Origin of the sequence: Castellaniella sp. (assembly GCF_034007085.1) — a bacterium.
Classification (GTDB): Bacteria; Pseudomonadota; Gammaproteobacteria; order Burkholderiales; family Burkholderiaceae_B; genus Castellaniella.
Window position 1 is genome coordinate 1 of the sequence record NZ_JAVERO010000050.1, and the last position, 15,028, is coordinate 15,028.

14 protein-coding genes are annotated in these 15,028 nt (G+C 65.7%); 2 read left to right on the forward strand and 12 right to left on the reverse strand.

Annotation, left to right across the window (positions count from 1 at the left end; translation table 11 throughout):
* On the forward strand, window positions 1-389 hold a 389-nt coding region (locus tag RBR29_RS06340), incomplete at its 5' end, for a GNAT family N-acetyltransferase (RefSeq protein ID WP_320348122.1).
* A gap of 77 nt (window positions 390-466) precedes the next feature.
* Here the strand turns inward: RBR29_RS06340 and RBR29_RS06345 are convergent.
* The 6 genes from RBR29_RS06345 to carA all read right to left on the reverse strand — a co-directional run bounded on the left by RBR29_RS06345 (window position 467) and on the right by carA (window position 9,176).
* Complete coding sequence (locus RBR29_RS06345; RefSeq protein WP_320348123.1) at window positions 467-832, reverse strand: DUF5368 domain-containing protein; 366 nt, start codon at window positions 830-832, stop codon at window positions 467-469.
* Window positions 833-842: 10 nt separating this feature from the next.
* Entirely contained in the window at window positions 843-2,216 is a 1,374-nt protein-coding gene (locus RBR29_RS06350; protein ID WP_320348124.1) for an FAD/NAD(P)-binding oxidoreductase, read from the reverse strand.
* A complete protein-coding gene (locus RBR29_RS06355; RefSeq protein ID WP_320348125.1) occupies window positions 2,164-2,559 on the reverse strand; it encodes a metalloregulator ArsR/SmtB family transcription factor in 396 nt (131 codons plus the stop codon). The genes RBR29_RS06350 and RBR29_RS06355 overlap by 53 nt, the downstream gene beginning before the upstream one ends.
* 228 nt (window positions 2,560-2,787) lie before the next feature.
* Window positions 2,788-4,554 carry an amidohydrolase gene (locus RBR29_RS06360; RefSeq protein WP_320348126.1) on the reverse strand — a complete coding sequence of 589 codons (1,767 nt, stop codon included), beginning with the start codon at window positions 4,552-4,554 and terminating at the stop codon, window positions 2,788-2,790.
* A gap of 194 nt (window positions 4,555-4,748) precedes the next feature.
* Window positions 4,749-7,988, reverse strand: coding sequence for a carbamoyl-phosphate synthase large subunit (gene carB, locus RBR29_RS06365; protein ID WP_320348127.1), 3,240 nt, complete (start codon window positions 7,986-7,988; stop codon window positions 4,749-4,751).
* Between the two features lie 15 nt (window positions 7,989-8,003).
* Entirely contained in the window at window positions 8,004-9,176 is a 1,173-nt protein-coding gene (gene carA, locus RBR29_RS06370) for a glutamine-hydrolyzing carbamoyl-phosphate synthase small subunit (RefSeq protein ID WP_369293019.1), read from the reverse strand.
* Window positions 9,177-9,367: 191 nt separating this feature from the next.
* Here carA and tal point away from each other — a divergent pair, with 191 nt between their 5' ends.
* A complete protein-coding gene (tal, locus tag RBR29_RS06375; RefSeq protein WP_320348129.1) occupies window positions 9,368-10,312 on the forward strand; it encodes a transaldolase in 945 nt (314 codons plus the stop codon).
* A 120-nt stretch (window positions 10,313-10,432) separates the two neighbouring features.
* Here tal and RBR29_RS06380 read toward each other — a convergent pair whose 3' ends face one another.
* The 6 genes from RBR29_RS06380 to RBR29_RS06405 all read right to left on the reverse strand — a co-directional run.
* Entirely contained in the window at window positions 10,433-11,221 is a 789-nt protein-coding gene (locus tag RBR29_RS06380) for an ABC transporter permease (protein ID WP_320348130.1), read from the reverse strand.
* Window positions 11,218-12,057, reverse strand: a complete 840-nt coding sequence (locus RBR29_RS06385; RefSeq protein ID WP_320348131.1) for an ABC transporter ATP-binding protein — start codon at window positions 12,055-12,057, stop codon at window positions 11,218-11,220. Before RBR29_RS06385 ends, RBR29_RS06380 begins: the two co-directional genes overlap by 4 nt.
* Window positions 12,050-13,096 (reverse strand): ABC transporter substrate-binding protein, encoded by a 1,047-nt coding sequence (locus tag RBR29_RS06390; RefSeq protein ID WP_320348132.1) that lies wholly within the window; start codon window positions 13,094-13,096, stop codon window positions 12,050-12,052. Before RBR29_RS06390 ends, RBR29_RS06385 begins: the two co-directional genes overlap by 8 nt.
* 122 nt (window positions 13,097-13,218) lie before the next feature.
* A complete protein-coding gene (recR, locus tag RBR29_RS06395) occupies window positions 13,219-13,827 on the reverse strand; it encodes a recombination mediator RecR (RefSeq protein WP_320348133.1) in 609 nt (202 codons plus the stop codon).
* Between the two features lie 16 nt (window positions 13,828-13,843).
* Window positions 13,844-14,170 carry a YbaB/EbfC family nucleoid-associated protein gene (locus tag RBR29_RS06400; RefSeq protein ID WP_320348134.1) on the reverse strand — a complete coding sequence of 109 codons (327 nt, stop codon included), beginning with the start codon at window positions 14,168-14,170 and terminating at the stop codon, window positions 13,844-13,846.
* Between the two features lie 43 nt (window positions 14,171-14,213).
* A partial coding sequence (locus tag RBR29_RS06405) for a DNA polymerase III subunit gamma/tau C-terminal domain-containing protein (protein ID WP_320348135.1) occupies window positions 14,214-15,028 on the reverse strand: 815 nt, incomplete at its 5' end.

A 15,028-nucleotide genomic window follows, 5' to 3' on the forward strand; every position in this document is an offset into this window, starting at 1 on the left:
AGAAGGCCAACAGCGCGCAGACCTATGTCTGCTGCCAGGGTGACGTGGTGGTCGGCTTCTACAGTCTGGCCGTCGGCAGCGTCGATCCGGAAGCCGCGCCGTCGAGAGTGATGAAGGGGTTGGCGCGCCATCCGGTACCGGTGATGACCCTGGCCCGGCTCGCCGTGGACAAGGAGCATCAGCGTAAAGGTCTGGGCCAGGCCTTGCTCAAGGACGCCCTGCTGCGCACCGCACAGGCCGCCGACATTGCGGGTATCCGTTGCCTATTGGTCCATGCCAAGGACGACGCAGCGCGGCAGTGGTACGAATCGTGGGAATTCGAGCCCAGCCCGACTGATCCGTACCATCTGTTCCTGATGCTCAAGGATCTCAAAGGCATGTTGAACTGAGGTGGAGTTTCCGCCTCAGTTAATCACCCCGAAAATCGCAGCTCCACCTGGCCCCAGCCGCTCGGTAGATAATCCCCTCAGCCCGCCTGCGGGCAGCATCGCAGCCTGCCCCCAAGCCAGCCCACCAGGGTATACAGGATCACGCTGGTGCCCACCCAGCCCAGCACGAACACCAGGGCGATCAGCAGCCAGTCGACGGGCCCGCCGGCGTCGGTGAAGCCCGATGACGAGACGCGCGCCATGAGCCACAGGGCCGCAGCGCCACCCAGCAGGCCCAGGAACTGCATGCGGACCAGCCGGGCCGGGTGCAGGCCGCGTTCGCGCACCAGAAGCAGACCGAAGGCCAGTGTGCCCGCCAGGATGGCGACGACCAGGATCCACAGCAGGGGGCCCAGCATTTCATAGAAGACGGCGAACAGCACGGTGATGTCGATGTCTTTCATGGGGGTCTCCTCAGGCGCGGCCGCGCAGCATGCTGATGTAGGTGGGTTTCAGGGCCATGGTCTTCATGACCCAGGTGGTCCAGAGTTCTTCGAGCGGCGCGATGACGCCGGGGAAAGAGGGCATCAGGTTGTTGTTGTAGTCGAATTCGACCAGCATCGCGCGGCCCAGCCGGGTGATCAGGGGGCACGAGGTGTAGCCGGTGTAGAGTGCGTCCGAAGTGGTGCCCTGGATCTGCGCCACCAGATGGTCCACGGCGACGGGGACCTGCCATTTGACGCTGGCGGCGGTCTTGCCCTTGGGTACGCCGGCAATGTCGCCCACGCCGAACACATTGGGATAGCGCGTATGGCGCAGCGTGCCCCGGTCAACTTCCATCCAGCCCTCGGCGGCCCAGGCCGGCTGCGCGTCGGCCGACCAGGGCAGGGGGCTGTTGCGTATGGCTTGCGGGGCGCGCATGGGCGGGATCACGTGGATGAAGTCATAGTCCTGCTCTTCCAGGCCATCGGCGGTCTTGAAGGTGGCGATGCGGCGCCCCGGATCGATGGCGGTGAGTACACGGCCATAACGGATGTGGACGCCGCGTTCGCCAAAGAGCATGCGCACTTTTTCCGACACGATGGGCACGCTGAACAGGGCCTGGTTGTTGCTGTTGTAGGTCAGTTCAGCCTTGCCGCGCGTACCGCGCCGGGTCAGGTGATCTGCGGCGATGAAGGTGTATTTCAGCGGTGCGCCGGCGCATTTCATTTCGGTGTCGGGGCGCAGGAACACGCCGCGCCCGCCCCGGTCGGCAAATTCAGACAGGGCCTGCCAGGTAGCCTGGGCCGCCGCCGGTCCATGGTAGATGCTGCCGATGCCGTGCTGGCCGATCAGGTCGGTGTCCATGCCCTGGATCAGGCCGTATTCGAGTTGCATGCCGGTGGCGACGACCAGGAAGTCGTAGGTGATGGCCTGGCCGGCATCGGTAGTGACGCGCTGGGCATCAGGGTCGAATTCGGCGACGTTGGCCTCGATGAGTTCGACCCCGCGCGGCACGTAATCGGCGGTGGCCGAGACGACATAGCTGGATGGCTTGAGGCCAGCGCCCACCAGGGTAAAGCCGGGCTGGTAGAAATGCGGCTTGCGGGCGTCGATCAAGGTGATCCGGGCGCCGTCGAGCCGCTGTGCGAGATGCGCGGCGGTCGTCAGTCCGGCCGCGCCGGCACCGGCAATGACGATGCGGGCCTTGGTTTGCAGGGGGGATGCGGCGCGGGTCGTGTGCAGCGGCAGACTCGCGCCCAGGACGCCGGCTGCGGCAGCGGCCAGCAATGCGCGGCGCTGGGCGAAACGCGCATCAGCGGCCGGGTGTCCGGCCAGGGAGGACGGGTGAGGCGTGTGGTGGTTCATGGGTTTCTGCCTGTGGCGCCGGCGGGGGCGCGCAATAAAGTTCCCAGAGTGTGCGCATGATGTGCGGCACCTTGTCGTCGGCCAGACGGTAATACACGTACTTGCCCTCCTTTTCAGTTTCGACCAGGCCCTCGTGCCGCAGCACGGCCAGTTGCTGTGACAGCGTGGGCTGGTGGATGCCGCTGGCCTGTTCAAGTTCGCTGACGTTCATGCGGCGGAGAACCAGATGGCAGAGCAGCATGAGACGGTCTTCGTTGGCCAGGGTCTTGAGCAGCGCGCAGGCCTGCCAGACCTTCTGGCGCAGGATGTCGGGCGAAAACGGCGGATTGGGATTGATTGTCATTGGTCGCTGTTTAAAACAATTAAGAAAAAAATAATATATTTATTAATAAAATGTAATCCAGATATACCCTAGGGAACTGCTCAGCCAGTCCTCGCGCCGCGTGCATCTGTGTTGGTTCAATGGTTCCCCGGGGATGGGTCTTGGCCCACGGCAAAAGCCACCTGGATCAGGCGGCTTTTCGGGTCAGGAGGGGGCTGGATGGGTCCGCGCAACCTATCCGTCTTGGGCTCAGTTCTGGATCGCGTGTGTGGCGTAGACCCGGGTCCCCGCGAAATAGGTTTCCAGCACCTGGGTCTGTCGCAGCGATTCGGCGTCCACCTGCAGGACGTCGCGGTCGACGACGATGAAATCCGCTTGCTTGCCGGGCGCCAAAGAACCGATCTGGTCTGCCAACCCGATGGCCTGTGCGGCATGGCGGGTGTAGGCCAGCAACATGCTGGTCTTGTCCATGCGTTCGGCTGGATTCAGGCCGCCGTCTGGCCCCTGGCGCGTCATGGCATGGTGCATGGCTTCCCAGGGGTTGGCGGTCGAGATGGGCCAGTCGCTGGCGCCCGCAATGACGGCGCCATGCTGCTGCAGCGAACGGGCCGGGTACTGTCCCATGAATGCTGCTGGGCTCAGGTAGGGCTTGACCAGATCGAGCAGGTAGTTGTCCATTTCCGCCCAGTGCAATTGCATGACGGCGATGACGCCCAGCTGCGCAAACCGGGGATAGTCGCTGGCATCGACCAGCTGCAAATGGGTGATGGAATGCTGCACGCCGCTGTCGCGATGGCGGCGGGCGACCTCGAAGGCATCCAGGGATTCGCGTACGGCCCGGTCGCCCAGTGCATGGATGTGCACCAGCCAGCCACGCGCATCGACAGCATCGACCAGGGCCTGCAAGCCTGGGCGGGTCAGCAGCATTTCGCCTTGCTTGCCCGAATTGCGGTATTGGCCCAGCAGTGCCGCGCTTTGCGCCGGATATTCCAGTACGCCGTCGGCAAAGATCTTGATGCCCGGAATGGTCAAGTTCGGCGTACCCTGGAATTGCGCCCGGACGGCATCCAGCCGTTCGAGATCGGCGGCATCGCTCAGCGGGCTGGCGACCAGCAAGGCCACGACGTGCGCGCTCAGCCCCTCGGCCTCGGCCACCGCCTGATAGGCCGGCAAGATACCCGTGCCCGTGCTGCCGGGCGGCCGTGAAAACAGTGCTTCTCCGGGCCCGGCATTGGCAGCGGGGTCCATCCAGGCCGTGACGCCGTAGCGGTGATAGGCGCGCAGCGCGAATTTCCCGGCACGCAGCAGCAAGTCCCGGTCGGGCTTGGGCAACTGCACGGTGACCAGATCGACGCCGGCATCGATCAGGATGCCGTCCGGCGCTCCGCTGGCGTTCACGCCTACGGTATGGTGCTGCGCGGCCGAGAGGCTGCGCACATACGCGGCATCGATGCCGGCCCTGGCGCGCATGGCGCGATTGGCCCAGGCGGTATGCAGGTCGGATCCCATCAGCAGCAAGGGTTGCGATGCCCAGTGGCCCGCATCAAAAACCTGCGCCAGGGCCTGCGGATCTTGCCAGGTGCCTGGGTTCACGCCGAAAACCACCAGGGGCTGGCCTGCATCACGAGGCGCTGCTTCGAGCCAGGCTTGCACGCGCTGCCGAACGATCGGGATGGCCAATTCTTCGTCGTCCAGATTGGGCGACAGGGCCGCCAGGGCCCCGATCACGGCATGGGTGTGCGCATCGATCAGGCCGGGCAGGACGCGCCGGCCCTGCAAGTCCACGATCTGTGTCTGCGGTCCCCGGTGCGCCAGCACGTCGTCCTGTGCGCCGATGGCCAGAATGCGGCCTTGCTCGACGGCGAACGCCTGGGCCGCAGGCCGGGCCTCATCGGCGGTGAATATGTTCGCGTTGACGAAAATGGTTTCGGGCGCGGCGGATGCGTTCGGGACTGCGCTGGCCAGCGCGCATGTCATCACTGGGGCGAGCAGCCATCGGGCGCTGTGGGCGGGCATGGACGTTCTCCTCTTGTGCTTGTTGGTTTGGATTGAAGCCAGGAATACGTCAGGCCAGTTTCACACCCGATTCCCAGTCGTGCGGGGCATCAGCAGGCTTTGACGCTGCCGTGCCCATGCGCGGCTTGCGCCGGGTGGTCTGCCGATCGTACAAGGCATGCGGCACCCGTCGCAACAGCCGCGCCGCGCAGGACTCAGGCGGCGTTCGCTGCGTGCATGGCCTGCAGCGAGTAGACCTTCAGGCCGCCGCCGTGGCGCAGGTACTGCAAGCCCTCGACTGCGGCACGCGCGCCCGCGATGGTGGTGAAGAACGTCACGCGGTTGGCCAGGGACTGCGTGCGGATCGTGCGCGAGTCGGCGATGGCGTTGCGGCGTTCTTCGACCGTGTTGATGACCATGGCGATTTCGCCATTTTTGATCATGTCAACGATGTTCGGGCGGCCCTCGGTGACCTTGTTTACGACCTGGACCGCCAGGCCGGCGGCCTCGATCACGGCGGCCGTGCCGCGCGTGGCGATCAGCTGGAAGCCCAGCGAGGCCAGGCCGCGCGCGACTTCCACGGCGCGCGGCTTGTCCTGGTCGCGCACGCTGATGAACACCCGGCCGGATTCGGGCAGCCAGGCGCCCGCGGCGATCTGGGATTTGACGAAGGCCTCGCCAAAGGTTTCCCCCACGCCCATGACCTCGCCGGTGGACTTCATCTCGGGCCCCAGGATGGTGTCCACGCCGGGGAATTTGACGAAGGGGAATACGGCTTCCTTGACGCAATAGCGGGCCGGCGCCGGGATCGCGGTGATCCCCTGGGCGGCCAGGGAGCGGCCGGCCATGACGCGCGCGGCGATCTTGGCCAGTTGCTGGCCAGTGGCCTTGGACACGTAGGGCACGGTGCGCGAGGCGCGGGGGTTGACTTCGAGCACGTAGACCTCGCCGTCCTGGATGGCGAACTGCACGTTCATCAGGCCCTTGACGTTCAGGGCGCGGGCCATCAGGGCGGTCTGGCGTTCGATTTCGGTCACGATCTCTGGCGAGAGCGAGTAGGGCGGCAGGCTGCAGGCGGAATCGCCCGAGTGCACGCCGGCCTGCTCGATGTGTTCCATCACGCCGCCGATGATGACCTGTTCGCCGTCGGCCAGGCAGTCCACGTCGACTTCGGTGGCATTGTTCAGGAAATGATCCAGCAGCACCGGGGAATCATTGCTGACCTTGACGGCCTCGCGCATGTAGCGTTCCAGATCCTGGGGTTCGTGGACGATTTCCATGGCGCGCCCGCCCAGCACGTAGCTGGGGCGCACCACCAGGGGATAGCCGATCTCGCCCGCCAGGGCCAGGGCCTCGCTTTCGGTGCGGGCGGTGCGATTGGCCGGCTGGCGCAGGCCCAGTTTGGTCAGCAGTTTCTGGAAACGTTCGCGGTCTTCGGCCACGTCGATGGAATCGGGGCTGGTGCCGATGATGGGCACGCCGTTGGCTTCCAGGGCGCGGGCGAGTTTCAGCGGGGTTTGGCCGCCGTATTGGACGATGACGCCGGCCGGGTTTTCCTTGTGGACGATTTCCAGCACGTCTTCGAGCGTCAGCGGCTCGAAATACAGGCGGTCGGAGGTGTCGTAATCGGTGGACACGGTTTCGGGGTTGCAGTTGACCATGATGGTCTCGAACCCGTCCTCGCGCAGGGCCAGGGCCGCGTGCACGCAGCAATAATCGAATTCGATGCCCTGGCCGATGCGGTTGGGTCCGCCGCCCAGCACGATGATTTTCTTGCGGTCGGTCGGCGCGGCCTCGTCCTCGTCTTCGTAGGTCGAATACATGTAGGCCGTGGTGGTGGCGAATTCGGCCGCGCAGGTGTCCACGCGCTTGTAGACCGGGCGCACATTCATCTGGTGGCGCAGCTTGCGGACCTCGGCTTCGGTGGTGTCCAGCAGGAACGCCAGGCGGCGGTCGGAGAAGCCGCGCCGCTTGAGTTCGCGCATGGTGCCATCGTCCAGTTCGGACAGGGTGTGTTGTTCCAGCGCCAGTTCGATGTCGACGATTTCTTTGATCTGGGCCAGGAACCAGGGGTCGATCTTGGTCAGGTTGTGGACTTCTTCCAGTGAGAATCCCTGGGCGAAGGCATCGCCCACGTACCAGATGCGTTCCGGGCCGGGTTCACCCAGTTCGACCTGCAGCCGTTCGCGGTCGGTGGTTTTCTGGTTCAGGCCATCGACGCCGACTTCCAGGCCGCGCAGGGCTTTCTGGAAGGATTCCTGGAAGGTGCGGCCGATCGCCATGACCTCGCCCACGGCCTTCATCTGGGTCGTCAGGCGCGAATCGGCCTGGGGGAATTTTTCGAAGGCGAAGCGCGGCACCTTGGTGACCACGTAGTCCAGCGCCGGCTCGAACGAGGCCGGGGTGGCGCCGCCGGTGATTTCGTTGCGCAGTTCGTCCAGCGTGTAGCCCACGGCCAGGCGGGCCGCGACTTTGGCGATGGGAAAGCCCGTGGCCTTGGATGCCAGGGCCGAAGACCGCGACACGCGCGGGTTCATTTCGATGACGATCATGCGGCCGTTGGCCGGGTTGACGGCGAACTGCACGTTCGAGCCGCCCGTGTCCACGCCGATCTCGCGCAGCACCGCGATCGAGGCGTTGCGCATGATCTGGTATTCCTTGTCGGTCAGCGTCTGCGCGGGCGCGACGGTGATCGAGTCGCCGGTATGCACCCCCATGGGGTCCAGGTTTTCGATGGAGCAGACGATGATGCAGTTGTCGGCGCTGTCGCGCACGACTTCCATCTCGAATTCTTTCCAGCCCAGCAGGGATTCCTCGATCAGCAGTTCGCTGGTCGGCGAGGCTTCCAGGCCGCGGCGGCAGATGGTTTCGAATTCCTCGGCGTTGTAGGCGATGCCGCCGCCCGTGCCGCCCAGCGTGAAGCTGGGCCGGATGACCACCGGGAAGCCGGACGTGTTCAGTTCCGATGCGATGCGTTTTTGCACGTCCCAGGCCTCGTCCATGCTGTGGGCGATGCCGGATTTGGCCGATTCCAGACCGATGGCGGTCATGGCGTCCTTGAATTTCAGGCGATCTTCGGCCTTGTCGATGGCCTGGGCGTTGGCGCCGATCAGTTCCACGCCGTGCTTGGCCAGCACGCCGTGACGATCCAGATCGAGCGCGCAGTTCAGCGCCGTCTGGCCCCCCATGGTGGGCAGGACGGCATCGGGCTTTTCGATCTCGATGATCTTTTCCAGGGCCTGCCAGGTGATGGGTTCGATATAGGTGACGTCGGCCGTTTCCGGGTCCGTCATGATGGTGGCCGGGTTGCTGTTGACCAGAATGGTGCGAAACCCGTCGGCCTTCAGGGCCTTGCAGGCCTGGGCGCCGGAATAGTCGAATTCGCAGGCCTGGCCGATGATGATCGGGCCGGCACCGATGATGAGGATGCTGTGGATGTCTGAACGCTTGGGCATGGGGGCGGGGTCTGTTTATTTGGACGACTGGGCTTGGTGTTGCGCCATCAGGTCGATGAATTTGTCGAACAGCACCAGGATGTCGTGCGGCCCCGGGCTGGCTTCGGGGTGGCCCTGGAAGCAGAAGGCCGGGCGGTCGGTCAGTTCGAAACCCTGCACGGAACCGTCGAACAGCGACACATGCGTGATGCGGGCGTTGGCCGGCAGGCTGTCGCCATCCACGGTGAAGCCGTGGTTCTGGCTGGTGATGAACACCCGGCCGGTCGCCAGATCCTGGACCGGATGGTTGGCGCCGTGGTGGCCGGTTTTCATCTTGATCGTGCGTCCGCCCAGGGTCAGGCCCAGCACCTGTTGGCCCAGGCAGATGCCGAACAGGGGGATGCCGCGATCCAGCACGGCGCGGCAAGTATCGGCGGCGTAGCCGCAGGCGGCCGGGTCGCCGGGGCCGTTGGACAGGAACACGCCGTCGGGCGACTGGGCCAGGACGTCGGCCACCGGCGTGAGGGCCGGCACCAGCGTGATGCGGCAGCAGCGGTCGGCCAGCAGGCGCAGGATGTTGGATTTGATGCCGTAGTCGTAGGCGATGACATGGTATTGCCCTGCCTGATCCTGGCGGCGGTAGCCGCGCCCCAGTTGCCAGGTGCCCTGGACCCAGGCGCCGGCCTGCTTGGTGGAAACCTGGGCGGCCAGGTCCTGGCCTTCCATGCCGCCGAAACCGCGCGCCAGTTCGACGGCGCGGTCGGTATCATCACCCACCAGGATGCAGGCGCCCTGGGCGCCGCGTTCGCGCAGGATGCGGGTGAGCTTGCGGGTGTCCACGCCCGAGATCGCGACGATGCCCTGGGATTTCAGGTAGTCGGGCAGCGACTGGGTGGCGCGGAAATTGGACAGCAGGGCAGGGCAGTCGCGCACCACCAGGCCGGCGGCATGCACCTGGCTGGACTCGACGTCTTCGGGATTGACGCCGGTGTTGCCGATGTGGGGGTAGGTCAGGGTGACGATCTGGCCACGGTAGCTGGGATCCGTGAGGATTTCCTGGTAGCCGGTCATGGACGTGTTGAAGACGATTTCGGCCACGCAGGTCCCGTCGGCGCCGATCGAAACGCCCCTGAATACGGTACCGTCAGCCAAGGCGAGAATTGCTGGTGCGAGCCCTTCGGACCCCTCGGGAAAGATTGACGGCAGCAAAGTGGAACCCCGGTTATAAAGTCGATATTCAAACTTTCCTATTATACAGCGAGGCCGGGGCCAATCCCCGTGCTCCGCATCCCGGCGGGTGCCGGTGCCGGGTCGCTGGATGGCCGTCCACGGGCGCGGTTCCGGCGCGAAATGGTCTACAGTAGGGATTTTGCAACTTGTTTCCACTGGGATCACCCTTCATGAGCAATCAACTGGACGCCCTGCGTGCGCTGACGACCGTCGTGGCCGACACAGGGGATTTCGAAACCATGCGGGCCTACCGGCCGACTGACGCAACCACCAATCCATCGCTGATCCTCAAGGCCGTGGGCCAGGATGCCTATCGCCCATTGCTGGATCGGGTGCGGCGCGACCATCCGGGCGCCCCGCTGGCCGAGCAGGCCGATCGTCTGCTGGTAGCCTTTGGCCGTGAAATCCTGGCCATCGTGCCAGGCCGCGTGTCAACCGAGGTCGATGCCCGCCTGTCCTTCGATACCCAGGCCAGCATCGAGCGCGCGCGGCAGATCATCGCTCTGTACGAAGCGGACGGCATCCCGCGCGAACGCGTGCTGATCAAGCTGGCCTCGACCTGGGAAGGCATCCAGGCGGCCCGCGCGCTGGAAGCCGAAGGCATTCATTGCAATCTGACGCTGCTGTTTTCGCTGACCCAGGCCATCGCCTGTGCTCAGGCCAAGGTTACGTTGATCTCGCCGTTCGTGGGCCGCATCTATGACTGGTACAAGAAAGCCGCAGGCGCCGATTGGGACGAGGCCGCGCATGCCGGGGCCCATGACCCGGGCGTGCAGTCCGTGACGCGCATCTATCGCTATTTCAAGGCGTACGACATCCCCACCCAGGTGATGGGGGCCAGTTTCCGCAATATCGGCCAGATCCGTGCGCTGGCGGGGTGCGACCTGCTGACCATCAGCCCGGCCCTGCTGGGTGAACTGGCGGCATCCGACGAACCCCTGGCGCCCAGCCTAACCGTCGCGGCCGCCAAGGCGGATGCGCCGGAATGGATTGCCAGCAACGAGGTCGCCTTCCGCACGAATCTGAACGAAGACGCCATGGCGACGGAAAAACTGGCCGAAGGCATCCGCCTGTTTACCGCCGACGCGCTCAAGCTGGACGCGCTGTTGTCATGAAGCCGGGCAGGCCGTGGCCGCCCCTTGCAGCGATAGCCGGTGCGATCGCGAGGATGGGCGACGCAGCAGACCGCCCGGATCCACAGATGCACGCGGCGTGAGGACTGGTTCAGCGGTTCCTTAGACCTTGCCCGATTCCCCGGGGCCAGGCTGCCAGACCAGCAGGCGGCGTTCCGCCAGTGACACGAGCCCATCCAGCAACAGCGCGAACACCGTCAGCACGACGATGCCGGCGAACACGGTATTCACGTCCAGCGTGCCTTCGGCCTGCAGGATCAGATAACCCACCCCGGCGGCCGAGCCCAGGTATTCGCCCACGACGGCCCCGACGAAGGCCAGTCCCACCGAGGTATGCAGGCTAGAGAACACCCAGCTGGTGGCCGAAGGCAGGTAGACATGGCGCAGCAGCTGGCGGCGGCTGGCGCCCAGCATGCGGGCGTTGTCCAGCAGGGTCGGGCTGACCTCGCGCACGCCCCGGTAGACGTTGAAAAAGACGATGAAGAACACCAGCGTCACGGCCAGGGCGACCTTGGACCAGATGCCCAGGCCGAACCACATCCCGAAGATTGGCGCCAGGATCACGCGGGGCATGGAATTGGCGGCCGTGACGTAGGGTTCGAGCAGGGCGCTGGCGTTGCGTGACAGACCCAGCCACAGGCCGAATCCCAGCCCGCCGACGGTGCCGATGAAAAAGGCCAGTACGGTTTCGGACAGGGTGATCCACAGGTGCCGGTAGATCCCGGCATCGGTGACGAACCAGGCCCAGATGACCTGGGCGACTTCCAGTGGCCGGCCAAAGAAGAACGCCACGTTGCGGCTCAGCGAGGCCCAGTGCCAGATCAGCAGGACGGCGACCAGCAAGGCCAGTTGCAGTGCGCGCAGGACAGGTTTGGAAAATTCGGATTTCATGGTTGCAGACGTTGCCGTTCGTAGCCTTTCAGGACTTCGTCGCGCAGCACGGCCCAGATGGCCTGGTGCAGTTCGACGAAACGAGCGTGCATGCGGACTTCGGCCACATCCCGCGGGCGAGGGATGTCGATCGTGAATTCACCGATTGGATGGGTGGCCGGGCCGGCGGACAGCACGACCACGCGGTCGCTCATGGCGATGGCTTCGTCCAGGTCGTGCGTGATGAACAGCACGGCCTTGCGCCGGTCCATCCACAGGTCCAGGACCTCGTTTTCCATGAGCTGGCGGGTCTGGATGTCCAGGGCCGAGAATGGCTCGTCCATCAGGATGATGTCGGGATCGCGGATCAGGGTCTGGGCCAGCATGACTCGCTTGCGCATGCCACCCGACATCTGGTGCGGGTAGCGGTCCTCGAAACCGCCCAGCCCGACCCGGCGCAGCCATTCGCGGCTGCGTGCGGTGATTTCGGCGGCGGCGACCCCGGCGAATTCCAGTCCGGCAGACACATTGGCCAGGGCATTGCGCCAGGGCATCAGGGCTTCGCCCTGGAACATATAGCCTGCCCGCGTGTTCACGCCATGCAGCGGCTGGCCGAACACCTGGACCTGGCCGGACGTGGGGCGCAGCAGTCCGGCCGCCATGTTCAGCAGGGTGGACTTGCCGCAGCCCGTCGGGCCGACGACCGAGACGAATTCGCCGGGCGCCACGTCCAGGCAGGCGTCACGCATGGCCGTGTAGGGCGTGCCGTCGGGCGCGTTGAAGATGCAGGTGACCTGGTCCAGCCGCAAGGCGGGCTGGTCCGCCCCGGCCGTGGATGGATGCGCGTGTTCAGGCATGAGGATACTGCTGGTTGGCCTTGGCGGCGAATTGATTGGTCCAGATGCGGGAAATGTCGATGGCCGTGCGGTCGAAATTCGGGACGAATTCCGCCAGCGCATTGAGCGCCGTCTGCGGGCCGTCTTCTGGCACCAGTCCATCGGGCGACAAGGCTTCGCGGTTGCCCTTGAGCGCCAGCTTGTACAGATCGGGGTCGCCCAGCAGGTAGGATTGGGGCACCAGCGCGGCGATGTCGTCTGCCGATGAAGCCTGGATCCATTTGTCGGCGCGCACCATGGCATTGGTCAGCGCCTGGGTGGTGTTGGGGTTGGCGTCGATGAAGGTCTGGGCTGCATACAGGCAGCCTGCCGGCATGTTGCCGCCGAAGATTGTCTGCGCATCGGCCAGGGTGCGGGTGTCGGCGATGATGTGGATGGCGTCTTCCTTGACCAGGGTGCTGATCACCGGGTCCAGGTTGGCGATGGCGTCGATCTGGCCGGAGCGCAGGGCCGTGATTGCCCCGGCGCCCGCGCCCACGCCGATGAAGGACACGTCGGTGGGTTTGATCCCGTGCTGCGCCAGAAAGAAACTGACCATCATGTTGGTCGAGGATCCGGGGGCGGTGACGCCGATTTTCTTGCCTTTCAGGTCGGCGGGCGTCTTGTAGTCGGGCAGGGTCTTTTTCGAGACACCCAGCACGATCATGGGCGCCCGGCCTTGCAGCGCGAAGCAGCGGTAGTACTGGCCCTTGGCCTGCAGGTTGATGGTGTGTTCGAAGGCGCCGGACACCACATCAGCGCTGCCGCCCACCACGGCCTGGAGCGCCTTGGAACCGCCGGCAAAGTCGGCGACGGTGACGTCCAGGCCCTCGTCCTTGAAATAGCCCTTCAGGCTGGCGACGGACAGGGGCAGATAGTAGATCAGCGCCTGGCCGCCGACGGCGATGGTCAGGGATGTTTTTTCGAGCAGAGGGGCCTGTGCGAAGGACAGGCCGGGCAGGGTGCCCAGCAGTCCGGCGGCTCCCGCAGTCTTGAGCAGTGTGCGGCGTGAAATCGGCATGGTGGCGTATCTCCGTAGTGTCATGCGGCGTATTTGAAGATTCGATGATAGCGCAGTGGCGTGCCGGGGCCTGGCGCGCAGCGCCTTGTGCCAGGCCTATGGCGCGTTCAGCGGTGTTGTGATCAGCCGGGCCGGCGCTCCATCAGGGCCCAGGCGATCGTGCCGGCATCGACGTATTCCAGTTCGCTGCCGCTGGGCACGCCGCGCGCCAGCCGGGTCACTTGGACGCCGCATTCGCGCAGCATCTCGGCCAGGTAATAGGCCGTGGTTTCGCCTTCGGCGGTGAAATTGGTGGCCAGGATGACTTCCTTGACCAGTCCGTCCTGGACCCGGTCGCGCAAAGCGGCGAACTGGACCTGATCCGGGCCCACGCCTTCCAGGGGCGCCAAGCGGCCCATCAGGACGTAGTACAGGCCCCGGTAGCCATGGCTGGCCTCGATCATGTTCTGGTCGGCCGGGGTTTCGACGACACACAGCACGGACGGGTCCCGGTCCGGGTTTGCGCAGGTGGCGCAGACCGGCGTCTGCGAAAAGGAATTGCAGCGTTCGCAGTGGCGCAATCCGCTGACGGCATCGCGCAGGGCATCGCCCAGGCGCAGGGCACCGTCCGGATCGTGCTGCAGCAGGTGGTAGGCCATGCGTCGGGCGGTGCGCACACCCACGCCGGGCAGCCCTCGCAAGGCATCGATCAGGGCGCGCAGGGGTTCGGGTTCGGGCAGGCCGGTGGCCATCTCGGCGTCTGGGGGCTCAGAACGGCAGTTTCATGCCCGGCGGCAGGGACAGGCCAGCCGTCACGGCGGACATTTTTTCCTGGGCGGTGGCCTCGGCTTTGCGCTGGGCGTCGTTGAAGGCGGCGGCCACCAGGTCTTCGATCATGTCGCGGTCGTCGTCAAACAGCGACGGGTCGATGCTCACGCGCTTGACATCGTATTTGCAGCTCATGGTGACCTTGACCAGGCCGCCGCCCGCAGCGCCTTCGACCATCAGGTCGGCCAGGGCGTCTTGTGCCTTTTTCATGTTTTCCTGCATCTGCTGGGCCTGGCGCATCAGCCCGGCAATCTGACCTTTCATCATGGCAGTGTCCTGGTTCTAGGGGTTCATCAAGTAAAGAAGGCGACTATACCGCAGGCGGGCGGACCGAGCCCGGCACGACCCGGGCGGCGAAGCGCTGCGCCAGGGTGCGCACCAGATCGTCTTGTGCGACCGCCTGCTCGGCGGCCTGCTGGCGGCGACCGCGTTCGGCCTGGTCGACGGCCTGGGCGGTGTCCGCGCCCGTGGCGCCGTATTCGACCTCCAGCCGCAGGACCCGGCCGAAATATTCGGACAGGACCGTGCGCAGCCGGTCGTGGCCGCCGCCGTCTGCATACGCATGGATGGCCACCCGCAGGCGGATCTGCTGGTCGTCGCCCGCCAGCCATTCGCTGTTCAGTGCCAGCGCCTGGGCTGCGCCGCTGATCGGCAGGCGGCTGGCCACGGCGGGCCAGTCCTGAGCCGTCATCTGGCAGGGATCGGGGGTTTCGGGCCGTGCGGCGGGGGGGGCGGCAGACAGACCGGCAATGGCTGCGGATGCATCGGGGTCCATCCCCAGATCGTCCAGGGATGCCGCCGTGTCGAACGCATCGGACAGGTTGTCGGGGACGGCGTCGGTCCAGTCGTCGGATGCGGATGTCGCCTCGTCGGGCGGTGCGGGTGGGGCCGGGTCACGCGCTGGGGCCGGATCCTGGCTCGGGGCCGGATCGGGTGCGGGCGCCGGGATGGGTGTGGGCGCGGGTTCCGGGGCGTGCGCGGGTTCTGGGGCGTGCGCGGCTTCCCAGGCGGGGGGCTCGACGGGGGTGGCGTCTGCCTTGGCCGCGGTTTCACTATGCAAAGGCGCGCTGGTCATGGGAGCCGTGCCGGGCTGGGCGACGGGAGGCGCCCCCATGATCACGGCTC

Coding starts and splice junctions, on each gene's coding strand:
- RBR29_RS06345 (WP_320348123.1), bottom strand. CDS start 832: ATGAAAGACATCGACATCACCGTGCTGTTCGCCGTCTTCTATGAAATG.
- RBR29_RS06350 (WP_320348124.1), bottom strand. CDS start 2,216: ATGAACCACCACACGCCTCACCCGTCCTCCCTGGCCGGACACCCGGCC.
- RBR29_RS06355 (WP_320348125.1), bottom strand. CDS start 2,559: ATGACAATCAATCCCAATCCGCCGTTTTCGCCCGACATCCTGCGCCAG.
- RBR29_RS06360 (WP_320348126.1), bottom strand. CDS start 4,554: ATGCCCGCCCACAGCGCCCGATGGCTGCTCGCCCCAGTGATGACATGC.
- carB (WP_320348127.1), bottom strand. CDS start 7,988: ATGCCCAAGCGTTCAGACATCCACAGCATCCTCATCATCGGTGCCGGC.
- tal (WP_320348129.1), top strand. CDS start 9,368: ATGAGCAATCAACTGGACGCCCTGCGTGCGCTGACGACCGTCGTGGCC.
- RBR29_RS06380 (WP_320348130.1), bottom strand. CDS start 11,221: ATGAAATCCGAATTTTCCAAACCTGTCCTGCGCGCACTGCAACTGGCC.
- RBR29_RS06385 (WP_320348131.1), bottom strand. CDS start 12,057: ATGCCTGAACACGCGCATCCATCCACGGCCGGGGCGGACCAGCCCGCC.
- RBR29_RS06390 (WP_320348132.1), bottom strand. CDS start 13,096: ATGCCGATTTCACGCCGCACACTGCTCAAGACTGCGGGAGCCGCCGGA.
- recR (WP_320348133.1), bottom strand. CDS start 13,827: ATGGCCACCGGCCTGCCCGAACCCGAACCCCTGCGCGCCCTGATCGAT.
- RBR29_RS06400 (WP_320348134.1), bottom strand. CDS start 14,170: ATGATGAAAGGTCAGATTGCCGGGCTGATGCGCCAGGCCCAGCAGATG.